The sequence below is a fragment of the Stenotrophomonas sp. HMWF003 genome (assembly GCF_003061285.1).
Lineage (GTDB): Bacteria > Pseudomonadota > Gammaproteobacteria > Xanthomonadales > Xanthomonadaceae > Stenotrophomonas > Stenotrophomonas maltophilia_AP.
Window position 1 is genome coordinate 1 of the sequence record NZ_QAIW01000053.1, and the last position, 22,225, is coordinate 22,225.

The window sequence follows — 22,225 nt, forward strand, 5'->3', positions numbered from 1 at the left end:
GCCTGGACCCCACCCAGGCCCTGCCCAGCGCGCTCAGTGCGGCGCTCAAGGGCCTGGCCCACGAGCTGCGCAATCCGCTGGCCGGCCTCAAGGGGGCGGCGCAGCTGCTGGCCCGGCGCAATGCGCAGCGTGATCCGGACGAGCGCGAGCTGATCGAGCTGATCGGCTCGGAGATCGAACGCCTCAACGGCCTGCTCGAACAACTGCTGTCGCCGGCGCCGGCCGCGCCGCATGCGCCGCTCAACATCCACGCCTCGCTGGAGCGCGTGCTGCGCTTGGCTGAAAGCGAAGGCGGCTGGGCGGTGCGGCTGCAGCGCGATTACGACCCCAGCATTCCCGAATTCGATGGCGACGCCGATCGCCTCACCCAGGCGGTGTGGAACCTGGTGCGCAACGCTATCCAGGCCGGTGCCGGCAGCGTGACCCTGCGCACCCGGGTGGAGCACGGCGTGCGCATCGGCGACCAGCTGCACCCGCTGGCGTTGCGGCTGGAGATTGCCGACGACGGCCGCGGCGTGCCCGAGCAGCTGGCCGAGCACCTGTTCCTGCCGCTGGTCAGCGGCCGCGCCGAAGGCACCGGGCTGGGCCTGGCGCTGGCCCAGCAGGTGGCGCGCGAACACCGCGGCACGCTGACCTACCGTTCGCGACCGGGGCATACCGTCTTCACCGTGCTGCTGCCGATCGGCCATGGCACGCCCGCCGAGGAGACCGCCCATGGCGGATGACACCGACACCACCGCCCAGCGCGTCTGGGTGGTCGATGACGACCGCGCGGTCCGCTTCGTGCTGTGCACCGCGCTGCGCGACGCCGGTTACCGCGTGGAAGGCTTCGACGGCGCCGCCTCGGCGCTGGCCATGCTCGACACCCAACCGCCACCGGACCTGTTGTTCACCGACGTGCGCATGCCCGGCGACGATGGCCTGGTGTTGCTGGACAAGCTGAAGGCGGCGCACCCGCAGTTGCCGGTGATCGTGATGTCGGCCTATACCGACGTGGCCAGCACCGCCGGCGCCTTCCGTGGCGGTGCACAGGAATTCCTGTCCAAGCCGTTCGATCTCGACGATGCGGTGGCGCTGGCCCAGCGCGTGCTGCCCGAGCAGGACGCGCTGGTGGATGCACCGGTGCCCGCGGCCGTGGAACCCACGCCGGACCAGCGCCCGCAGCTGGTGGGCGACACCCCGGCCATGCGCGCGCTGTTCCGTGCGATCGGGCGGTTGGCGCAGGCACCGTTGTCGGTGCTGATCAACGGCGAAACCGGCACCGGCAAGGAACTGGTCGCGCACGCCCTTCACCACGAATCGCCGCGTGTGCAGGGGCCGTTCGTCGCGCTCAACACGGCGGCCATTCCCTCTGAACTGCTGGAAAGCGAACTGTTCGGCCACGAGGCCGGGGCGTTCACCGGGGCACAGCGGCGCCACGTCGGCCGCTTCGAGCAGGCCAACGGCGGCACCTTGTTCCTCGATGAGATCGGCGACATGCCGCTGCCGCTGCAGACGCGGCTGCTGCGCGTGCTGGCCGAGGGCGAGTTCTTCCGCGTGGGCGGCCGCGAGCTGATCCGGGTGGACGTGCGCGTGATCGCCGCGACCCACCAGGACCTGGAATCGCTGGTGGCACAAGGCCGCTTCCGCGCCGACCTGCTGCATCGGCTGGACGTGGTGCGGTTGCGGCTGCCGCCGCTGCGCGAACGGCGCGACGACATCGCCCAGCTCACCGACACTTTCCTGGCGGCCGCCGCACGCAAGCTCGACACCCCGCCCAAACGGCTCACCGCGGCCGCACTGCAGGCGCTGCGCGAACATGACTGGCCCGGCAACGTGCGCGAGCTGGAGAACGTGTGCTGGCGCATGGCGGCCTTGGCCGCCTCGGACACCATCGGCGTGGCCGACGTGGACAGCGCGCTGCATCGCGGCGGTGGTCCGCGCACCCGCGCGGCGGGCGATCCGGGCCAGTGGGAAACCCTGCTGTCGGCATGGGCACGCCAGCGCCTGGCCGAAGGGGCCGAGGGCCTGCACGCGCAGGTGCGCGACCGGGTGGACCAGGCATTGCTTGAAGCGGCCCTGCAGATCACCCACGGGCGTCGTGCCGAAGCGGCGGCGCGGCTGGGCATGGGCCGCAACACCCTGACCCGCAAGCTCGGCGCCGGGCGCCGTCGCGGCGGATGAACCGGATGTCCACGGCATGTGTGCACGGCGTCCGCGCCGCTTTCATGGTGCGTGGACGAGCACGTCGTTAGTTTGCAACCAAGGAGTTTTCCATGCGCAGTTCCTCTCTCGTCCTCGGTGCAGTGGTTGCCTTCGGCCTGGCGGCCTGCGGCAGCACCCCGCCAGCGCGCCCCACCGCCCCGCCCGTACCGTTGGTGAGCACGGCAAAAATGGCCGAAGCCAATCTGTCGCCGGCGTCGGCCAGCCTGGTCAGTGGGCGTTTGGCGTTGGTGCCCGATGCGCGGGGCGTGCACATCACCGGCGTCATCGGTGGGCTGCAGCCGTTGCAGACGGCGGCGTTCCACGTGCATGAGCGCGGTGATTGCAGCGCGGTGGATGCCAGCAGCGCGGGCGGGCACTTCAATCCGGGCGCGCAGCCGCATGGCCGCAACAGCGCCGGTGCGCACCATGCCGGCGACATGGACAACCTGCGCGCCGATGCGCAGGGGCGCGTCAACGTGGATGTGCGCCTGCCGGCGGTTACCCTTGGCGGCGGCGCAGCCACAGATATCGCAGGACGTGCACTGGTGGTACATGCCAATGCAGACGACTATCGCAGCCAGCCCGCCGGCAATGCCGGCGCCAGAATCGCCTGCGGCGTCATCCGGGTAACGCGCTGATCGCGCCGCCCGACGCCGCTTTTTCCATCGCTACCCGCAAGGAGTTCCACATGCGCCTGATCCACACCTCGCTGTTCGCCGCCATCGCCGCGCTCGGCCTGACCGCCTGCAACAAGCCGGCCGATACCACTCCGGAAGCCACCCCGGCCGCTGAAGCCACCGCCGCCCAGCCGACCGCCGAATCCACCCCGGACGCGCCGCCGGCCATGACCAGCGAAGCGCACGCCAACCAGGGCGCCGCCGCCGAACTGGCCCCCACCAAGGACAGCACCGTCAAGGGCAACGTCACCTTCAGCGTGGTGGACGGCAAGGTGCACGTGAAGGGCGCGGTCAGCGGCCTGAAGCCGAACTCCGAGCATGGCTTCCACATCCACGAGAAGGGCGACTGCAGCGCGCCGGACGGCGCCAGCGCCGGCGGCCACTTCAACCCGGGCAAGGAAGACCACGGCAGCGTGGCCGCCACCCCGCACCACGGCGGCGACATGCCGAACATCAAGGCTGACGCCCAGGGCAATGCCGTGGTCGACGCGGATGTGTCCACCAACGTCAACATCGGCAAGGGCGATGATTTCGACATCATCGGCCGCGGCCTGATCGTCCACGCCGACGCGGACGACTACAAGACCCAGCCGACCGGCAACGCCGGTGCCCGCCTGGCCTGCGCAGTGATCAAGGCCGCGCCGTAACCGACCCGATGCAGAACGAAAAACGCCGGCATATGCCGGCGTTTTTTTTTGGACGTGGGTAGAGCCACGCCATGCGTGGCTGCCATGATCGCCATCGATGCCCCGGGGAGACGGCCAGCGGCCAGCACGACCGGAGTGCATCAACCACCGTCTACCGGGTCAGCAGCTCGCGCGCGTCCTGCCCGGCTTCGCAATGTACGAACAACACCGGCAGGCCATGCGCTTCCAGCACGGCGGCCATCTGCCGCTGGCGCATCAGGAACTGGTCGTAGATGCCCTGCAGGCGCTCGCAGTCGCCGGTGCCGTGGTTGTAGAACGCGCACCAGCCGGCGGGATCGAACAGCGCCATACGCACTTCGCCATCGGCGTATCGAAGCAGCGGCTCCGGGGGCGCGTCCAGCCACTCTTCCGAACGCGGGGCCATCAACGCGGTTTCGATCACCGGCCACAGTGCGGCCAGGCCCTGGTTGTCGTACTGCATCGACATCATCGCGGCGAGGTCGTTCACCGTGAAGAAGCGTGCGTGTTCGATCTGCGCACCGAAAGCCGTTTGCGCCAGCAGTGCGGTGTCCGGTTGGGCCATGCCCTGGGCCAGCAGCACCTCTTCCAGTGCCTCCGCCACGGCCTGGGTCTGCGCCACGTCGGTGCCGGTCAGCAGGAACGGCACCACGCGCAGGCCGCCGCCGGTCAGCGTGGCCTCGGCCTGGAAGGGCAGCGGCACATCGCCGTCGGCACCGGCGCCAAAGGCCAGCAGGCGCGGGCCTTCGTTGCGGCCGGGGGCGCGCATCTGCAGTTCTTCCAGCCGGCGGTGCACGGGCCAGCCCGGGCGCAGCACTTCGGCCGGGTCGAAATGCGCGCCGGCGAACACGAAGTCCAGCCCGCTTACGCCGGGGACCAGTTTGGCCAGGTCACGGCCGACGCGTTCGGCCAGCTCGCCGGCCTGTTCGGAAGACAGCGCGGCATGGCGCGGCGCGTCGCCGCCGGCCAGTTCCAATGCCAAGACGCCAAGGGCATTCATGCCGGGGTCGGGTTTGCTCATGGTTTCACGGTTGGCCCATCACAGGGCGGCAGCTACACTTGCCCCCATTATGCCTGCTCCTTCGTGCAGGCCATGTTGCAGACACCCCTCCCATGCCAGGTATCTCCATGCCCAACGCCCGTCCCGTCGCCATCCTCGGTGGCGTCCGCATCCCGTTCTGCCGCCAGAACACGGCCTATTCGGACGTCGGCAACCTCGGCATGTCGGTACGCACGCTCGGTGCGCTGGTCGAACGCTTCGGCCTGCATGGCCAGCAGCTGGGCGAAGTGGCGATGGGCGCGGTGATCAAGCATTCCAGCGACTGGAACCTGGGCCGCGAAGCCACGCTGTCCTCGGGCCTGTCCCCGCTCACGCCCGGCATCACCATGCAGCGCGCCTGCGGCACCTCGCTGGACACCATCATCGCGGTGGCCAACAAGATCGCGCTGGGCCAGATCGACTCGGGCATCGGCGGCGGCTCGGACACCACCTCCGACGTGCCGATCGTGTACGGCAAGAAGCTGCGCGCACGCCTGCTGGCGGCCAACCGCGCCAAGAGCACCGGCGACAAGCTCAAGGCGCTGACCCGCGGCTTCAAGCTCAGCGAGCTCAAGCCCGAGTTCCCCGGCGTGGCCGAGCCGCGTACCGGCAAGAGCATGGGCGACCACTGCGAGGACATGGCCAAGGAATGGAACATCTCGCGCGACTCGCAGGACGAGTGGGCGGTGTCGTCGCACAAGAAGCTGGCCGCTGCCTATGAGCGCGGGTTCTTCAACGACCTGATCGCTCCGTTCCGTGGCGTCGAGCGCGACAACATCCTGCGCGCCGACACCTCGCTGGAAAAACTGGCCACGCTCAAGCCGGCCTTCGACAAGGTCTCCGGGCGCGGCACGCTGACCGCCGCCAACTCGACCCCGCTTACCGACGGCGCCTCGGCGGTGCTGCTGGCCAGCGAAGAATGGGCGCGTGCGCACGGCCACGAACCGCTGGCCTACCTGCGCGATTCGCAGGTGGCCGCGGTGGATTTCGTGCACGGCGAAGGCCTGCTGATGGCGCCCACCATCGCGGTGCCGGAAATGCTCAAGCGCAACGGCCTGACCCTGCAGGATTTCGACATCTACGAAATCCATGAGGCGTTCGCCGCGCAGGTGCTGTGCACGCTGCGGGCGTGGGAAAGCGAAGACTACTGCCGCAATCGCCTGGGCCTGGACGCGCCGCTGGGCCGGATCGACCCGGCCAAGATCAACCCGCTGGGTTCGTCGCTGGCCACCGGCCACCCGTTCGCCGCCACCGGCGCGCGCGTGATCGCCACGGCGGCCAAGCAGCTGGCCGAACGTGGGGGTGGCCGCGCGCTGGTCTCGATCTGCACCGCCGGCGGCATGGGCGTAGTGGCGATTGTCGAACGCTGATCCGGCAGGAGACGCAAACCGAAAAGGCCGCCCAAGGGCGGCCTTTTCATTGGGGGGGTAGAGCCACCCCATGGGTGGCTGCACGAAACCGGTAGTGCCGGCCGTGTGCGTGGAGCCGGCCAGCGGCCGGCACTACCGGGGTGCCGGAGCGTGTGCGTGGAGCCGGCCAGCGGCCGGCACTACCGGGTGCCGGGCCGTGTGCGTGGAGCCGGCCAGCGGCCGGCACTACCGGGTGGCGGACTGTGTGCGTGGAGCCGGCCAGCGGCCGGCACTACCGGGTGGCGGACTGTGTGCATGGAGCCGGCCAGCGGCCGGCACTACCGTGTCCGATCCGGCGTGCGCGATCAGGGCAGGCGCGGGTTGCCGAATGCGTCGCGGTCATCGCGCACGAGCGGGTCGACCGGGTCCACCGGATCGATGCGATCAACCGGGCGCACCGGCTGCACCGGCAGCGGCTGCGACATCAGCGACTGCTCTTCCACCGTGGCGCGTTCGGGTACGACCGGGCCCAGCGGCGTGACAACCGCGTTGGCCCGCGCCAGCGCGATGCTGTCGTCGCCGCGCTGCTGGCGCAGCGCATTGGCGAAGCACTGCGCGGCCAGCGCCGGTTCGCCACGCTCCACGAACAACTGGCCCAGCGCTTCCCACGCCGCCGGACCGGCACCGGCGGCGGTCGCGCGGTGCAGGTAGTCCTCGGCCTGGCTGTGCTGGCGCTGGCGGGTCGCAATGCGGCCCAGCGCCAGCAGCAAGGCCGGGCTGGCCGGCTGGTTGGCCAACCAACGCTGCAGGTTGGCCTGGCGCGTGGCCAGCTTGTCCACCGGCATCTGGCCGTACAACGTCACCAGCGACTCGTCCCAGCGCGTGTCCAGCGCCTGCTCGATGTTGAGCAGGGCCGGTTCGTCCCAGTCCAGTGCGACCGCACGCAGTGCATAGGCCGACACCACGTCCGGATCGCTGCGCAGCGCCTTCGGTGTGGCTTCCCACTGCGCCGCCAGCGCATTGACGTCACCCGCTTCCAGCAGCGACTGCGCCGCCAGGCGGGTTTCCAGCTCGGCCACGGCCTCATCGGGCAGGACCTTCTGTTTGCGCAGCGCGCCCAACTGGCCGTAGGCCTCATGCGCGCGGTCGGCGCGGGCCAGTGCTTCGGTGCGCAGCCACAGGCCGCGCGGCGGCAGGGGTTGAATGGTGGCGGTGTCCAGCAGGTTGATCGCATCCACCGGGCGCTCCTGCACCAGCAGGCGCTCGGCCTGCAGCAGGGCGTGCAGGGTGGCGTCTTCACCGGCCAGGCGCTGCAGATACTGGTTCACGGCCGCCTGGTCGTCGCGCGCCTGCGCGCTGCGGACTGCAGTGACCATCGCAACGGCGGTCACTTCCTTGTCTTCGGCGGCGCTTTCAAGCAGCTTTTCAGCCCGCTGCCACTGGCCCTGTTCGTGCGCCTGGATGCCGTCGATCAGACGCGCGCGGCCCTGCTTGCGGCGGTACCGGCCCCACGCGCGGAACGGCGAGGCCAGCAGGCTCCACAGCAGCCACAACACCAGCAGGCCCACCAGCACCATCAAGGCCACCTGCGGCACCGTGGACCGGTAGTCGTTGCCGCCGTAGCGGTAGATCACTTCGCCGAACTGGCGCAGTTGTTCGGTGCCCAGGAACTGCGAGGCGATCACGCCAAGGGCTACCGCCAACAACAGCACCACCAGGGATTGGAAGGGTTTCATCGGTCATCTCCATCGCGCATCGCGCGCAGTTGCTGCAAGGTGCTGCCCAGTTCGGGTACCGCAGGATGCAGCACGCGCGTACGCAGTTGCTGCAGTTCAGCACGACGCTCGCGCAGGGCGGGTGAATCCGGCCACAGTCGCGGCAGCCAGGCTGCGACGCGGTCCACGGACCGGGTGAAGCCTTCCTGGTCGCCACGCTCCACCGCGGCGCGGGCCAGGGTCAGTTCCAGCTGCAGGGAATCCCAGCCGGCCACGCGGTCGGCGTCGGTCAACGGGCCCTGCGTGCGGGTGGGGGTGATGGTCACGAACGGGGCCAACACCTGATGCCACCACGGCGTGCCGGCGGCTGCACCGGCGCCGGCATCCACCTGTTCGGGAACCTGCTCCAACGCCGTGGCGAACGCGGCCAGCTGCGTGGCGGTGGTGGCCCGCACGCCCGGGCCCAGCGCGTCCACGGCATTGCGCTCCTGCATCAGTGCCTGGCGCAGGTTGAGATAGTCGTTGCCCTGTACATCGGCCAGGGTGGTGGCCGCCAACGCATACAGGCGCTTGGCCCCGTCCACGTCGTCTGCGTAGGCCAGGCGCTGTGCTGCCTGGCCGAGCAACAGTTCGGTCTCTTCCAGCTGCAGCGCCTGCGCGCCATGGCGGGTGCTGTCGGCCAGCTTGGCCAGGTTGTCTTCCAGCAGCGCGTTGCGCTGGCTCAGGCCCAGCATTTCATCGCGCAGCACGCGGTTGGTGGCGGCGGCGTCCTGCACCCGCTGCGAGGTCGAGCGCTGGTCGCGGCGCAGCGCTTCCACGCTGTCCACCAGGCCCTGCAGCTGCAGCCCGGCATCGGCCTGCGCCTGCGCGGCGCGCGCCTGTTCGGCCTGCCAGCGGGTCCAGCCCCAGGCCACGCCCACGCCGATCAGCAGCACGACCGCGAGCGGCACGATCCAGCGCAGGGAACGGGGGGCAGGCGGTGGTGAAACGTCGTCATTCATGCGGGCATCCTTGTCGCGCGCGCCGGGGTGTCCACAAGCTGGCGAGCGACGTGGTGCACAGCATCACCCGCCGCGCGCGCGGCCCGCAAGGCCGGGAACGTCGCCTGTTCAGGAAGATACGGAAGTGATGATCGCCGCGTGTGCGGCCTGCACCAGCTGGCGTGGTAGGGGGCCATCGGCGACGCAGACCCGGGCGAAGCCGGCCGCGCGGGCCTGGTCCGCCAGCCGCGCGCTGGCCGCCACGACGAGGGAGGCGCGCAGTCGCGGCAGCAGGTCCTGGGGCACCTTGGCCAGCAACAGCTCCAGCGCTTCGCCACTGCTGAGTGCAACCACCCACGGCGCCGCGCGGCGGCGCAGCCGCTGCAGGGCGCGGGGTGGCAGGGGCAAGGGCACCCGCTGGTAGACATCGGCGCGGTGCAGCGTGGCGCCGCGCGCGACCAGGGTGGCGGCGATGATGCCGCGGCCCCCGGGCGCGGTGACCAGGCCGGCGTCCAGCCCGTCCAGGGCGGCCAGCTCAGGCAGGGCCAGCAGACCCTCGCTGTCCATCCGCGTGGGCGCCAGCACCGGGCCGGCCGCATGGGCATGCAATGCCGCGGCGGTACCGGCGCCCACCGCCAGCCAGATACCGGCACGGGGCGCGTTCAGGGGCAGCAGGCGCGCCGCAACGTGCACCGCGGCCGGGCTGCTGAACACCACCCGCTGCGCGGCCAGCGCACGCGCCAGCCGGGCGCGGGTGGCATCGTCGTCGCGCACCTGCAGCGCCCACGGCGACAGCGCCACCACGCTGGCGCCGGCGGCCTGCGCGGCACGCCGCAACGGCGCATGCTGGCCACGCGGGCGCAGTGAAATCAGGGTCCATTCCGGCACATGTGCATCGCTGTTCATTGCGGGCATTATGCGAGCCCTTTGCCGTTACGTTGTCGTATCGATGTCCAATCCTGAATCCCTGTCCGCGCACCTGGCCGAACTGCAGCACGTGCTGGACCGCATGCCCCCGGTGGCGGCCATGCAGATCCGCGTGGTGTCCTACCGCGAGGGCATGCTCGACCTGGGCGCGCCGCTGGCGGCCAACGTCAACGACAAGGGCAATGCATTCGGGGGCAGCCTGGCCTCGGCGCTGACCCTGTCCGGGTGGGCGCTGGTGACCCTGCGCCTGCGCCTGGCCGGGTTCGATGCCGACGTTTACGTGGCTGACAGCCACGTGCGCTACCTGGCCCCGGTCTATGAGGACCTGCATGCCCAGGCCCAGGCCGCTGACCCGGCCGACTGGGACGGCTTCCTGACCACCTTCGCCCAGCGCGGCAAGGCGAGGATCGCGCTGGTGGCCCGCCAGCCCGGCACCGCGGGCAAGCCGGCGGCTGAACTGACCGGGCGTTTCGTGGCCTTCGCAAGGCGGTAGGATGGGCGCCTTGCCGATTGGGGAATTCGCATGCGCCGTATGTTTCAGATCCTGCTGCTGACCTTGTTCGCGCTGACCAGCGTGAGCGCGCTGGCCGCCGAGCCGAAAACCACCAAGAAGCAGCGCAAGGAGCTGGAAGAGACCCAGGTCAAGTACGACTCCACCATGCGCTGGGGCACCGTCGAGGACGCCCTGCCGTACCTGGACCCGGAATACGCCAAGCTCCACCCGCTGACCGACCTGGAGCTGCGCCGCTACGAGCAGGTGAAGATTTCCAGCTATCGCGCCAGCGACAACGTGCCCCTGCCCGACGGCCGGGTGGGGCGCAACGCCGAGGTGCGGGTGATCAACAACAACACCCAGGCCGAGCGCACCATGCGGGTGAAGGAAATCTGGCGCTGGGACGCCGAGGGCAAGCGCTGGCTGCAGGCCAACGGCCTGCCGGACCTCTGGCAGGAGCGCTGAACCCTGCCGGGACGGGGGCTGGACGCCGATTCGCCCGCATGTGCGACAATCGGCGCCCGATTATCGCCCCGTGATCTTAGTGAATTACGAAGAGCTGCTGGCCTTTGCCGGCCGAAACCCGATGTTGTCGATGGCCCTGGTCGGCCTGACCGTGGCCATCATCGTCACCGAAGTCCGCCGCCTGTTCCGCGGCTTCAAGTCGCTCAAGCCGGCTGAACTGACCCACCTGATCAATGCCGGTGGCGCGATCGTGATCGATCTGTCCTCCAGCAGTGATTTCGAGAAGGGTCACATCGCCGGCAGCCGCAACGTGCAGCCCAGCGCGTTCGGCCCGGAGCACAAGCTGGTGGCCAATGCCAAGCAGAGCCCGGTGGTGCTGCTGTGCCGCACCGGCAACGCCTCGGAAACCGCCGCCAAGGCGCTGAAGAAGGCCGGCTTCGAGCAGGTCAACGTGCTCGACGGCGGCATTCCGGCCTGGCAGCAGGCCGAGTTGCCGCTGGTCAAGGGCCGCAACTGATTTCCGCGCGATTGCGCCCCGTGCCTTGTGCGCGGTGCCACACGCCCGCATAGCAGGGCATGTAACAATCCAACTATTGCACTTAATTTCTGGAGCTACAGGAAATGTCCGAAGAGACCACCAACGGCGCCGTTGCGCCGGCCGACGCCGCCACTGGCCCTGCGTTCACCGTCGAGAAGATCTACGTCAAGGACGTTTCGTTCGAGTCGCCCAATGCGCCGGCCGTGTTCAACGAAGCCGTGCAGCCGGAACTGCAGCTCAACCTCAACCAGCGCGTGCAGCGCCTGGGCGAGAACGCCTTTGAAGTCGTGCTGGCCGTCACCCTGACCTGCAAGGCCGGCGACAAGACCGCCTACGTGGCCGAAGTGCAGCAGGCCGGCGTGTTCGGCCTGGTCGGCCTGGACCCGCAGTCGGTGGACGTGCTGCTCGGCACCCAGTGCCCGAACATCCTGTTCCCGTACGTGCGTTCGCTGGTGAGCGAGCTGATCCAGGCCGGCGGCTTCCCGCCGTTCTTCCTGCAGCCGATCAACTTCGAAGGCCTGTACGCCGAAACCCTGCGTCAGCGCCAGGAGCAGGGTGAAACCTCGCTGGCCGACTCCGAGCCGGCCGGCAACGCCTGATCGGCGCTGCTGTCGTTGCGATGAGCACCCACGCAGAAAAAATCGCGGTTCTCGGCGCCGGCTCCTGGGGCACGGCGCTGGCCAGCCTGCTTGCCCGGCACGGTCACTCGACCGTGCTGTGGGGGCGCGATGCGGCCATGGTCGAGGCCATCGACCAGCGCCACGAGAACACCCGCTACCTGCCCGGCATTCCGCTGCCGGCATCGTTGCGTGCCACCACCGACCTGGCCGCTGCCGTCAGCGACGCCACCTGGGTCCTGGTGGTGGTGCCGTCGCATGCCTTCGGTGAGACCGTGCGCGCACTGGCGCCGCTGCGTCCGGCCAACGCCGGCGTGGCCTGGGCGACCAAGGGCTTCGAGCCCGGGTCCGGCCGATTCCTGCACGAAGTAGCGCGCGAGGTCCTCGGGCCGGACGTGCCGCTGGCGGTGGTGACCGGTCCGTCGTTCGCCAAGGAAGTCACCGAGGGCCTGCCCACCGCGATCACCGTGCATGGTGACGCGCCGGCATTCGCCCAGCAGGTGGCCGACGCGATGCACGGCCCGGCGTTCCGCGCCTACACCGGTGACGACATGGTCGGCGCCGAACTCGGCGGGGCCATGAAGAACGTGCTGGCGGTGGCCACCGGCGTGGCCGATGGCATGCAGCTGGGCCTGAATGCCCGTGCCGGCCTGATCACCCGCGGCCTCAACGAGATGCTGCGGCTGGCCGCGGCGATCGGGGCCAAGCCGGAAACCCTGATGGGCCTGGCTGGCCTGGGTGATCTGGTGCTCACCTGCACCGGCGACCTGTCGCGCAACCGTCGTCTGGGCCTGGCGCTGGGACGCGGCCAGACCCTGCAGGACGCCGTGCGTGACATCGGGCAGGTGGTGGAGTCGGTGCAGACCGCCGACGAAGTCATGCGCCAGGCCCGCCGCCATGGCATCGACCTGCCGATCTCCGATCGGGTGCGCGCGGTGCTGCACGGCGAGCAGACGCCTGAAGAGGGCCTGCGTGCGCTGCTGGCGCGCGAACAGAAGCCGGAATACCCGGACACGCTGTTCAAGTGACCCACGAAAAACCCCGGCAAACGCCGGGGTTTTTTGTAGGCATCCACGCCCGGACACACTGCCCCCGGATACGAAAAAACCCGGCACAAGGCCGGGTTCTTTCGTGGCGTACCGACGAGGGTGTCGCCATGCCAACCGCAAAGAACACGGCGGCCCTGCAGGTAGAGCCGACCGTTGGTCGGCTGCTGTAAAAGTGAAGCCCGGCGCAAGCCGGGCTTCATGGCGCAGGGGAGAGAGACCGCGCCATCCAACAACGTACCGCGGTGAAACTGTATTACCAGGTGAAGCGCGGACCGACGAACCATTCCTTGTCGCCGCCCTTGGCCAGCTTCACTTCGCCAGCCAGGCCCCAGTTCTGGTTGAACTTGGCCTGGGCGCCGACGCGGCCGTAGAACTCGCCGTCCGGGTTGATGCCGTGCTTCTTGCTGTAGTCCTCGTAGCCAGCCATCACGTAGCCCTCGATGTTCGGGGTGAACGCGCTGCGCACGCCCACTTCGGTCGAGTAGCCATTGAAGTCCAGGCCGTGCTTCGGATCGAACTTCTGGTAGGCCACACGGGCCACCAGGTCGGTGGTCGGGGCAATACCGTAGTTGTAGCCGACACCCACCTTCCACTGGTCCACGTCATTGCTGCCGCGCTTGGTTTCCTGCGCGTTGTAATCGCCAAAGACATGGAAGTTCGGCGCCACGGCAACCGAGCCCTTCACGGCCCAACCGTCAGCGTCGCCACCCTTGGCATCGGTGTTCACGTAGCCGCCTTCAACATAGTTGTACGACAGGCCATCGGTTGCAGACGCAGCGAACGGCAGAGCAGCGAGCAGACCCAGGGCAAGCAAGGAAGACTTCATCATCGGGACACCTTTAATTATTTTTGGTTTTGCCGAACCGCCCCCCTTGGGAGGGGGAGAGAAGGGGCGGTCGACAGGTGTTAATTATTCATTTGTCGTCCCAATCGCTCCTGAATATTGAACTGACCGGTACATGAATGAAGCGCCCGTTCAGGGAACTTGGGGGGACGGCTTCGTGGCAGGGGCGAAGACGTCATGCGCTCTACCCACGCCCGGCACGCGCATGCCCCCGATCACAGCTTTTTCACCGATTGGCGTCGTTAATTGGCCGTGGCCAACCGGGCCGCTTCGGAGTGACGGGAGCCCTCATGCGAACCACGTTGATTGGCGCGTCTGCCCTGTTCTCTGGTGCAATGATGCTGGTGGGTTGCGGCACGACCCAGATCAAGGCGTGGAGCAAGCCCGGTGCGGACCAAGCGCAGAAACAGCGCGACCTGGCCGAATGCGATTACGACGCTTCCAAGGCCACGACCGGGGATGGAAAGGCGCCAAAAACCACCGGCGATGCAGTGGGGGATGGTGTGGTCCGCGGCATGGAAAAATCGGATCTCATAAAGAAGTGCATGCGCGTACGCGGCTATAGCGGCTGAGCTGGACGCAGACAACCCCGACACCAACCACGGATCGCCGATACGGATGCGCTCAACGGTTGTCCGTCTGTTGGTCCGCCATGCACGCCCTTGAAGGAGTGACTCGAATGAGAGCGCTTGTCGCGGCAATTCTTTTTACGTGCGCCCTCTCCGTCGGGGCCCCTGCCCACGCCGCGGACAAGAAGGGCGGTGCAACACCTGCGGCGGCACCGCATACCTCCGATGGCATGGCCTGTGACAGCCCCGACCAGTCGCAGGCCGGCCTCAACCAGTGTGCAAGTAACAGCGCCAAAGGCGCCGACGCCGAGCTCAACCGGATCTACGCAAAGGTGCTGGCCGCCAATGCAAGCGACACCGCCTTCCTGGAGAAGTTCAAGGCCGCACAACGTGCCTGGCTGGTGTTCCGCGATGCGCAGATCGCGGCGCGATACCCGAGCCCCGCCGATTACGGGAGCGTCCTGCCGATGTGTGAAAGCGGAGAGTACGAGCAGCTGACGCGTGATCGGATCAAACAGCTCAATGCGTGGATAAAAGGGACGGAGGAAGGCGACGTCTGCGCGGGGTCCTATCCCATGAGTGGACGGTAGACGACACGTCGGGCCGCTCCGGCGTGACAGGGCGACCGCTGCTGCAGGCAGGCAGTGATCAGGCTGGGGGTGCGTCTGTGGGGCATAGATTTGAAAATGACCGCCAAGTAGATGCCGGGGTGGCGAGACTATCTGATCCCCGAGCCTGAGACCGCCGCCAACGCTCGCTTCCGACCGAGCGTGCCCGATGGATACGGCGGCGGAGATCGACTAGTCTCAAATGCTTCAAGGGCAGAAGAGCTCAGCATGAGTTGGCTTGATCGACTGAAGTCATCGCTTGGATTGAATAGCACTGAAACAGTACCTGCGAGGTCGATCCTGCGTCGATCGCTTACAGCATGCCGACGGTTGCAGCGCCCGTGACTAACAAGCTGTGGAAATGCCCGCTACACGTTGATCGTGGCTGTTATCAACAGATGCCTGCGGAATGGCTGGGTGCGGCTGTCAATGTCTACATTGGTGCTGAGACTTACGAGGAAGCGCTCACCAAAGCTGTTCACTTTCTCCGCCACAAGGGTATGGTTTTTGTTGACCTTATTGGCGGCAAGGTCACGCAGCTTGATCCAGACCTATGGTGGGATGGATATGTCATGGCCAACTACCCCGAGCACCGCGACTTCTTTCCGTCCCAACATCAGATTGGTGCCATCGTCAGTCAGGGCCTGGTCTTTCGTGGTCCATTTGCTGGCTGGGATCGGGGGTAATGATCGGTTGGCAGTTCATGCCGGCCGGAGCGGGTTCGCGACCACACTCGGCTCATTGCTATCCATGGCTGCTTTTGGCCGAGAGCGGACATCAGGACTACCTAAGCGGCTGGCCCGGTGCTAACGTCCGATTTCGACCCAAAGCGGACAACCGGAGAAGGCATGGCCGGCACCAAAGTCAACTTGGCTGACTTTCCATTATCCGCAGACAGCCTCGTTCGCCTCCTGCGCGAGGGCAGAGACGGAGAGGAAGCGAGATTCACCGACCAGGCAATCGCAGATTGGTGTTACGACCTGTTCTCTGCCATCGACTGTAAGCGTCACGTCGCGGATGGAAGGTACTCGACTGAGGCTGCGAGGGAAGTCGCGTACTCCGTCGCGCTGCAGTTCGAAGCTGACTTTCTCAATGTCACGGGAAGGGTGTTCGATGCAGCGATCTATCGATCGTGGCTGGCAGAGCTGAGACTCTAGTAACGCAGAAGCTCGTTTGACGCGCGCCGCGGTCTTGCTTGAAGCGTCATCGGATGACTGCTTCTGGCCGGAAGCGGACGCCTCGCTGGGCCGGTCGTTGCGCTCGTGGTAGTGTCCGCTTCCGACCCAAAATGCACCTACGGACGCGTAACGTCATGGAACCCAGCAAGATCGATCCGGCGTGGCCGAACGCCCTGCGTTGGTTTCTCAGCCAGGGACTGACGCGGTTCACGCCATGGCATTTTCTGTCCGATGCCTCTGATTTTGCCTTCGCTTCCCGCGCTTTCCAGCGCGAAGACGTAAGCGGCGATGAGGTTTTTGTTTTTGCCAGACGGCAAGATCGGGACGACTTCGCGGGTCTATTGATCGTTGATGGCCGCATCACAGATCGGGTTGTGTACTTCCATCCTGTGTTTGCCGACAGCAGCCAGCCATCGCCCAGGACATGGAACATCGTCTGCGACGTCTACGAAGACGTGTTCGAGTTCGTCAAGGCGCGGGTGATTGAGGACATGAAGGAGTGCGCGCTCGACGAAGACGCTGCGGATCTTTGAGCAACCACTGCTTCTGGCCGATTGCGCACGCGCCTCTTACCTTGGCCAGGGTGTGTCCGCCTCGCGCGCACCGCTCTCGAACTGCGGCCGGCCGAACCAGTAGCCCTGCATCAGGCGGATGCCGAGATCGGACAGGCAGCGGGCCTCATCGCGGGTCTCTATGCCTTCGGCAATCACGTCAATAGACAGTTGCTCACACATGGACACCACGCCGGCCACGATCGCGCGACGCGGCGGGCTCTGGTCGATTCCCCGGATCAACGCCATATCCAGCTTGACCATGTCCGGCTGGAAGTCGGCCAGCAGATTCAGGCCGGCAAAACCGGCACCGAAATCATCAATGGCCGCCTTGAAGCCGATGCGTTTGTACTCGCTCAGGATATCCGCCAGCCACTTTCCATCGCTGACCTGCTCTCCCTCGACGGTCTCGAAGATGATCCGCTCAACGGGAAAGCCATACCGTTCCGCTGCCTGAAGCGTGGAGCGTATGCACACCTCGGGCCGGTAGATCGCATTGGGCAGAAAATTGATGGAAAGATGGGATCGCAGATCCAACGACGCAGCGATCCGGATCGCCTTCTCGCGGCAGGCCTGGTCGAACGAATAGCGGTTGTCAGCCGTGACACGTGACAGCACCCAGCTTGCGGATTCGCCGGCCGGACCGCGTACCAGCGCTTCATGCGCGAATACCTCGCGCGCATGCACATCGACGATGGGCTGGAATGCGTAACTGAAGTCGAACGGCAGCGGGGCGGCATCGCGGCACAGGGCACAGCCAGCACGCGGAGTGGTGGACGGCATGCGCCTGATCCCGTGGTCGGAGTGAGGAAACAAGAATAATCGACGCCCATCACGGCCATGTGGACGTCGCCTGCGCCGCGCGGCCTCCCGGGCCTACAGCCCCTCCGCCACACCCGGCTCCTTGCGCAGGAATGCCACCAGCGCAGCCACCTGGCAGTACTCGGCCGCGGCCATGAACGTGGTCGGCACGTGCTCTTCGGTCTGTTGCGCCGTACGCATGCTGTCGATCGGTTCGACGATGGCCGGGAAGTCCTTGGCCTGCTCGTCGAGGACGCGTTTGAGCCGGTCGAACAAGAGGCTCTTGTAGTCGAACCCCGGGGCGACGATGCACATCTGCGTGCCCGGGCGCGTGGCGATCTCGCGCATCGCGCTTTCGAAGGCATCGGCGTGCGCGGCGTCGTCGGTCTGCAGTTCGAGGTTGGCGGACTCGCCGGTCACCCGGTAGTACACGCTCCCGGGCCGGAACAGGAACGTATACAGGTGCGCACCGTCGACCTTGCCGGTCTGCGGCGAGCGCTGCCGTTGCCGTTCGCTGCGCAGCGGGGTGGAGCCGCCGTCGGCCAGAAGCTGCCGGGCGGTAATGCCGCAGCCTTGACCGTCGGTGCCGAAGGACACTTCATAGTCCGTACCCGGTTCTGCGGTGAAGGACACCGAGGGGCCACCGATGTAGCGCAGCGCATCGCGCGACTGACCAGCGGCGGCCACCGGAATGCAGCGTCGGTTGGGGCCATCGAAATTGGCCGAGATCGTCACGTGTTGGCCAGGTTCCACCGCGACCTCGTGGTAGAACGGCTTGGCACCGAAGCGGGTGTTCTCGTTCAAGGTGCGGGTAGCGAAGGAGGCCGGCATGCCGATGGTCACGTTGTCGTTCTTGCGCGCCATCGAAAACAGGGCGCCGATCGGCGTGACGCTACCAGCGCTCCTGCCCTCCACGCTGACCATCTCGGCCTTGCCGCCCTGCTCAAGGGCATTGGCGCGCAACGACAGCCGCACCAGGTTGCTGCCAAAAAGGCGCACCCGTGCCTGTTGCTGCAGTGCCGTGGCCGACGATGGGGCGGGCCCCGCTGCGTCAGGCGCGGCCACGACCGGCGCGGAATCGGCCAGCGCGGTCGCTGAAAGGGCCAGGCAAAGAACGAACGCGGCAACGCGAAGGGTCATCGGTATATCTCCATGAATATTCAGGCGCCTCATGCGCCATCTGCGCCGCTCTAGCGGCACCTTGGCGGAAAACTTGAGTCGGCACGGGGGCGAGGGCCTTGCGGGGCGCTCCCTAACACTGTTAGATTCGCCCCCTAACGACGTTAGTCCAGGTCCCCCGTGCGCCAACCCATCGCCCGCGAGAACATCGTCGAGGCCGCCTTCCGGATCCTCGACGAAGCCGGCCTGGAAGGCATCACGCTGCGCAAGGTGGCCTGCTCGCTGGGTATCCGTGCGCCGTCGCTGTACTGGCACTTCAAGAGCAAGCAGGCGCTGATCGACGCCATGGCCGACGCGATGATCTGCGATGTCGCCCGTGACATTCCGGCCGGCCAGCCCTGGCGTCAGACCCTGCTGCAGATCGCGCGGGAGTTCCGCCTGGCCTTCAAGGCCCGTCGCGACGGCGCGCGGGTGTATGCCGGCACGTTCCTGGCCACCGAGAACGTGCTGCGGGTGGGCGAGGCCAGCCTGGCCGCGCTGATCGGCGCCGGGCTGCCGGTGCGATTCGCCGCGACCACCTCGATGGACCTGGTGTACTACACGATGGGCTTTGTGATCGAAGAACAGTCCTGGCCGGGCGACGGCAGCATGGAAGCGCTCGGTGAGACGTTCATGGCACTGGCCGAACAACGTTTCCCGCACTGCTGGGACGCCCGCGAGGTGTGGAGCGAGGTCGACTTCGACACGCGCTTCGAACAGGGGCTGGGGCTGATGCTGGATGGCATCGCACTGCGCCTGGCCGCTATCCCCTGATCCCCCCATTTCCCAGCTGTTCCCGCTGCTCCGACACGGAAGCCCCACCGATGCGTGATCGAATTCTCCGCTGCTCCTCCCTGCTCCTGGTTGCCGCGCTGCTCAGCGCCTGTGGGGGGAAGGACGACATCCCGTCCGCCGAGGCCACCGCCGAGACCTCGGCGTTGCCGGTGTCGCTGGCCACCGCGCAGCAGCAGACCATGGCGCGCACGGTGCTGGTGTCCGGTCCGGTGAGCGCTTACGAGGAAATGCAGCTCGGCGTGGAAATCAGCGGCCAGCGCGTCACCGCGTTGCCGGTGGACGTGGGCCAGTGGGTCAAGAAGGGGCAGGTGCTGCTGCAGCTGGATCACCGCACCCTGGACAGCGAACTGGCCCAGGCCGACGCGTCGCTGCGCCAGGCGCAGGCGTCGCAGGAGCTGGCGCGGCTGAACTACCAGCGCAGCGAGAAACTGGCGGCGCAGCAGCTGATCAGCGCCAGCAGCCTGGACGAACTGCGCGCGGCCCGCATCAACGCCGAGGCGCAGACCGCCACCGCGCGTGCGTCGCGCGATGCCGCCCAGCTGCGACGCGACTTCGCCGACCTGCGCGCGCCGGCGGACGGGCTGATCTCCAAGCGCCTGGTGCAGCCCGGCCAGGTGGTCTCGGCCGGCACCGAGCTGCTGCGGCTGATCCGCGATGGCCGCCTGGAATGGCGCGCCGAACTGCCCGAGAACCAGCTCGCCGACGTGGTGGTGGGCAACACCGTCGAGCTGCCGTATGCCGGGCAGGTGGTACGCGGCCGCATTCGTGCGGTCAGCCCCGGCGTCGATGCGCAGACCCGCACCGGCACCCTGTACGCCGACCTGCCCACGCCGGAGCCGCTCAAGCCGGGTATCTACGTGGAAGGCCGCATCGTCACCGGCGACGGCCAGGTGCTCACCATTCCGACCGCGGCGATCGTGCAGCGCGACGGCCACAGCTACGTCTTCAGCGTGAACGACAAGCAGCAGGCCACCCGCCACCGTGTGCGCACCGGGCAGGCCGTGAACGGCCACACCGCGATCCTGGAAGGCCTCAAGGCCGGCGATCGCGTGGTGGTGGACGGCGCCGGCTTCCTCGGCGAGGGCGACCGCGTGCGCGTGGTGGCCAACAACAAGGCCGCCGCCCGATGAATATTTCCGCCTGGGCGATCAAACGCCCGCTGCCGGCGCTGCTGATCTTCTTCGTGCTGTGCGTGGCCGGCCTGTGGGGCTTCTACCAGCTGCCGGTGGCGCGCTTCCCGGACATCGCCTTCCCGATGACCACCGTCACCGTCACCCAGCCCGGCGCGTCGCCCAGCCAGCTGGAAGCCGAAGTGACCCGCAAGGTCGAAGACTCGGTGGCCACGGTCAACAACGTCAAGCGCGTGATCTCCTCGGTCAGCGAAGGCGTCAGCACCACCACCATCGAATTCCAGCTCGAAGCCGACCTGGCCACCGCGTTGGACGACACGCGCGATGCGGTCACCCGCATCCGCACCGACCTGCCGCAGGACATCCAGGAACCGGTGATCTCCAAGGTGGACATCGGCGGCTCGCTGATGACCTACGCCCTGGTGGCCCCGCACATGACCCCCGACGAGGCCAGCTGGTTCGTCGACCGCGACGTGTCGCGTGCCATGTACGGCGTACCGGGCGTGGCCCGGGTGACCCGCGTGGGCGGCGTGCAGCGCCAGGTGCGGGTGGACCTGGACCCCAACGCGTTGATCGCCATGGGCATCACCGCCGGTGACGTCTCACAGCAGCTGGCCCGCATCCAGGTGGAGCGCGCCGGCGGCAAGGCCGAGATCGAAGGCGCGCAGCAGACCATCCGCACGCTCGGCACCGTGGGCAACGCGCAGGCCCTGCGCGACTACTCCATCGCGCTGCCGGACGGCCGCGCGGTGCGCCTGTCGACGCTGGCCACGGTCACCGATGCCGCGGCCGATCCCACCGAGGCGGCACTGCTCGATGGTGGCGAGGTGGTGGCGTTCTCGATGTCGCGCACACGCGGCTCCAGCGAAGTGAAGGTGGAGGCGGGCGTGCATGCCGCGCTCGATACCATCAAGGCCGCCCATCCGGGCATCGACTTCCGCCTGGTCACCACCGCCATCGACGAGACCCACCGGTCCTACGATTCGTCGATGACCATGCTCTACGAAGGCGCGCTGCTGGCGCTGCTGGTGGTGTGGCTGTTCCTGCGCGACTGGCGCGCCACCTGGGTGGCCGCGCTGGCGTTGCCGCTGTCGATCATCCCCACCTTCGCGGTGATGTACTTCTTCGGCTTCACCCTCAACATGATCACGCTGCTGGCACTGTCGGTGGTGGTCGGCATCCTGGTCGACGATGCGATCGTGGAGATCGAAAACATCGTGCGCCACCTGCGCATGGGCAAGCCCCCACTGGAAGCGGCGCGCGAGGCCGCCGGCGAGATCGGCAATGCGGTGATCGCCACCTCGCTGACCCTGGCGGCAGTGTTCGTGCCGGTGGCGTTCATGCCCGGCATCGCCGGCAAGTTCTTCCGCGAATTCGGCTGGACCGCGGCCACCGCCGTGCTGTTCTCGTTGCTGGTGGCGCGCCTGCTCACCCCGATGATGGCCGCCTACCTGCTCAAGCCCCACGGCGAAGAGAAGCCCGATTCGAAGCTGATGGTCTGGTACCTGGGCTGGGTGGACGCGGCCCTGCGCCATCGCGGCCGCACGTTGTGGCTGGCCACCGGCCTGTTCGTGGCGTCGCTGGCGCTGGTGCCGTTCATCCCGGCCACCTTCATTCCGCAGTCCGACCTGGGCCGCAGCAACCTGAGCCTGGAACTGCCGCCGGGCACGCGCCTGCAGGACACCGTGGCCGTGGCCGAACAGGCACGCGCGCTGCTCAAGGACATGCCCGAGCTGAAGCAGGTGTACACCGCCGTGGGCAGCGTGCTCGACCTCGGCGATCCCAGCGCGACCGGTGTGGGTGAGGCACGCAAGGCAACGCTGGTGCTCGACTGGGGCACCACCGACACCCGCGACCGCGACCAGCGCGTGCTGGAACGCGACGCGCGCGCGC

Annotated in this window: 25 protein-coding genes; 18 read left to right on the top strand and 7 right to left on the bottom strand. The window is 67.7% G+C overall.

What is annotated here, in order from left to right; genetic code table 11:
• The 4 genes from DBR34_RS01745 to DBR34_RS01760 all read left to right on the top strand — a co-directional run.
• The coding region (locus tag DBR34_RS01745; protein WP_128095461.1) for an ATP-binding protein at positions 1–725 on the top strand (725 nt) is incomplete at its 5' end.
• Complete coding sequence (gene ntrC, locus DBR34_RS01750; protein ID WP_128095462.1) at positions 715–2,163, top strand: nitrogen regulation protein NR(I); 1,449 nt, start codon at positions 715–717, stop codon at positions 2,161–2,163. The genes DBR34_RS01745 and ntrC, both read left to right, overlap by 11 nt.
• Positions 2,164–2,255: 92 nt before the next feature.
• The gene (locus tag DBR34_RS01755) at positions 2,256–2,822 is read left to right on the top strand and encodes a superoxide dismutase family protein (RefSeq protein WP_128095463.1); all 567 of its coding nucleotides are present in this window, start codon (positions 2,256–2,258) and stop codon (positions 2,820–2,822) included.
• A gap of 50 nt (positions 2,823–2,872) precedes the next feature.
• Positions 2,873–3,508, top strand: a complete 636-nt coding sequence (locus DBR34_RS01760) for a superoxide dismutase family protein (protein ID WP_128095464.1) — start codon at positions 2,873–2,875, stop codon at positions 3,506–3,508.
• Between the two features lie 151 nt (positions 3,509–3,659).
• On the opposite strand, the gene DBR34_RS01765 is transcribed toward DBR34_RS01760, so the two are convergent.
• Entirely contained in the window at positions 3,660–4,547 is an 888-nt protein-coding gene (locus DBR34_RS01765) for a hypothetical protein (protein WP_128095465.1), read from the bottom strand.
• A 92-nt stretch (positions 4,548–4,639) separates the two neighbouring features.
• Between DBR34_RS01765 and DBR34_RS01770 the strand changes: the two genes are divergently transcribed.
• Entirely contained in the window at positions 4,640–5,935 is a 1,296-nt protein-coding gene (locus tag DBR34_RS01770; RefSeq protein ID WP_102100653.1) for an acetyl-CoA C-acetyltransferase, read from the top strand.
• 344 nt (positions 5,936–6,279) lie between these two features.
• Here the strand turns inward: DBR34_RS01770 and DBR34_RS01775 are convergent, their stop codons facing one another.
• From DBR34_RS01775 to DBR34_RS01785, 3 genes are all read right to left on the bottom strand, one after another.
• Positions 6,280–7,650: a heme biosynthesis HemY N-terminal domain-containing protein gene (locus DBR34_RS01775; protein WP_128095466.1), complete on the bottom strand. Its 1,371-nt coding sequence runs from the start codon at positions 7,648–7,650 to the stop codon at positions 6,280–6,282.
• Entirely contained in the window at positions 7,647–8,630 is a 984-nt protein-coding gene (locus DBR34_RS01780; protein WP_128095467.1) for a uroporphyrinogen-III C-methyltransferase, read from the bottom strand. The genes DBR34_RS01775 and DBR34_RS01780 overlap by 4 nt, the downstream gene beginning before the upstream one ends.
• 108 nt (positions 8,631–8,738) lie before the next feature.
• Positions 8,739–9,515: a uroporphyrinogen-III synthase gene (locus DBR34_RS01785; protein WP_128095468.1), complete on the bottom strand. Its 777-nt coding sequence runs from the start codon at positions 9,513–9,515 to the stop codon at positions 8,739–8,741.
• A 43-nt stretch (positions 9,516–9,558) separates the two neighbouring features.
• Here DBR34_RS01785 and DBR34_RS01790 point away from each other — a divergent pair, with 43 nt between their 5' ends.
• From DBR34_RS01790 to DBR34_RS01810, 5 genes are all read left to right on the top strand, one after another.
• Complete coding sequence (locus DBR34_RS01790) at positions 9,559–10,029, top strand: YiiD C-terminal domain-containing protein (RefSeq protein ID WP_128095469.1); 471 nt, start codon at positions 9,559–9,561, stop codon at positions 10,027–10,029.
• A 30-nt stretch (positions 10,030–10,059) separates the two neighbouring features.
• Positions 10,060–10,494 carry a hypothetical protein gene (locus DBR34_RS01795; RefSeq protein WP_128095470.1) on the top strand — a complete coding sequence of 145 codons (435 nt, stop codon included), beginning with the start codon at positions 10,060–10,062 and terminating at the stop codon, positions 10,492–10,494.
• A 79-nt stretch (positions 10,495–10,573) separates the two neighbouring features.
• Positions 10,574–11,011 carry a rhodanese-like domain-containing protein gene (locus tag DBR34_RS01800; RefSeq protein ID WP_128095482.1) on the top strand — a complete coding sequence of 146 codons (438 nt, stop codon included), beginning with the start codon at positions 10,574–10,576 and terminating at the stop codon, positions 11,009–11,011.
• Between the two features lie 104 nt (positions 11,012–11,115).
• The gene (gene secB / locus DBR34_RS01805; RefSeq protein ID WP_128095471.1) at positions 11,116–11,631 is read left to right on the top strand and encodes a protein-export chaperone SecB; all 516 of its coding nucleotides are present in this window, start codon (positions 11,116–11,118) and stop codon (positions 11,629–11,631) included.
• Positions 11,632–11,651: 20 nt separating this feature from the next.
• Positions 11,652–12,677: an NAD(P)H-dependent glycerol-3-phosphate dehydrogenase gene (locus DBR34_RS01810; RefSeq protein WP_128095472.1), complete on the top strand. Its 1,026-nt coding sequence runs from the start codon at positions 11,652–11,654 to the stop codon at positions 12,675–12,677.
• A 274-nt stretch (positions 12,678–12,951) separates the two neighbouring features.
• Here the strand turns inward: DBR34_RS01810 and DBR34_RS01815 are convergent, their stop codons facing one another.
• On the bottom strand, positions 12,952–13,524 hold the full coding sequence (locus tag DBR34_RS01815; RefSeq protein WP_181393874.1) for an Ax21 family protein: 573 nt from the start codon (positions 13,522–13,524) through the stop codon (positions 12,952–12,954).
• Between the two features lie 308 nt (positions 13,525–13,832).
• Here DBR34_RS01815 and DBR34_RS01820 point away from each other — a divergent pair, with 308 nt between their 5' ends.
• The 5 genes from DBR34_RS01820 to DBR34_RS01840 all read left to right on the top strand — a co-directional run bounded on the left by DBR34_RS01820 (position 13,833) and on the right by DBR34_RS01840 (position 16,430).
• Entirely contained in the window at positions 13,833–14,114 is a 282-nt protein-coding gene (locus DBR34_RS01820; protein WP_128095474.1) for a hypothetical protein, read from the top strand.
• A 107-nt stretch (positions 14,115–14,221) separates the two neighbouring features.
• Positions 14,222–14,701, top strand: coding sequence for a lysozyme inhibitor LprI family protein (locus DBR34_RS01825; RefSeq protein ID WP_219928197.1), 480 nt, complete (start codon positions 14,222–14,224; stop codon positions 14,699–14,701).
• A gap of 359 nt (positions 14,702–15,060) precedes the next feature.
• Complete coding sequence (locus DBR34_RS01830; RefSeq protein WP_128095475.1) at positions 15,061–15,405, top strand: hypothetical protein; 345 nt, start codon at positions 15,061–15,063, stop codon at positions 15,403–15,405.
• A 162-nt stretch (positions 15,406–15,567) separates the two neighbouring features.
• Positions 15,568–15,876 carry a hypothetical protein gene (locus DBR34_RS01835; protein WP_128095476.1) on the top strand — a complete coding sequence of 103 codons (309 nt, stop codon included), beginning with the start codon at positions 15,568–15,570 and terminating at the stop codon, positions 15,874–15,876.
• Between the two features lie 155 nt (positions 15,877–16,031).
• Complete coding sequence (locus tag DBR34_RS01840) at positions 16,032–16,430, top strand: hypothetical protein (RefSeq protein WP_128095477.1); 399 nt, start codon at positions 16,032–16,034, stop codon at positions 16,428–16,430.
• A 36-nt stretch (positions 16,431–16,466) separates the two neighbouring features.
• Here the strand turns inward: DBR34_RS01840 and DBR34_RS01845 are convergent, their stop codons facing one another.
• On the bottom strand, positions 16,467–17,231 hold the full coding sequence (locus tag DBR34_RS01845) for an EAL domain-containing protein (RefSeq protein WP_128095478.1): 765 nt from the start codon (positions 17,229–17,231) through the stop codon (positions 16,467–16,469).
• 93 nt (positions 17,232–17,324) lie between these two features.
• A complete protein-coding gene (locus DBR34_RS01850) occupies positions 17,325–18,389 on the bottom strand; it encodes a hypothetical protein (RefSeq protein WP_128095479.1) in 1,065 nt (354 codons plus the stop codon).
• A gap of 159 nt (positions 18,390–18,548) precedes the next feature.
• Between DBR34_RS01850 and DBR34_RS01855 the strand changes: the two genes are divergently transcribed.
• The 3 genes from DBR34_RS01855 to DBR34_RS01865 all read left to right on the top strand — a co-directional run.
• Complete coding sequence (locus tag DBR34_RS01855; RefSeq protein ID WP_128095480.1) at positions 18,549–19,181, top strand: TetR/AcrR family transcriptional regulator C-terminal domain-containing protein; 633 nt, start codon at positions 18,549–18,551, stop codon at positions 19,179–19,181.
• Between the two features lie 50 nt (positions 19,182–19,231).
• Positions 19,232–20,332: an efflux RND transporter periplasmic adaptor subunit gene (locus DBR34_RS01860; protein WP_128095481.1), complete on the top strand. Its 1,101-nt coding sequence runs from the start codon at positions 19,232–19,234 to the stop codon at positions 20,330–20,332.
• A partial coding sequence (locus DBR34_RS01865) for an efflux RND transporter permease subunit (protein ID WP_146186756.1) occupies positions 20,329–22,225 on the top strand: 1,897 nt, incomplete at its 3' end. The genes DBR34_RS01860 and DBR34_RS01865, both read left to right, overlap by 4 nt.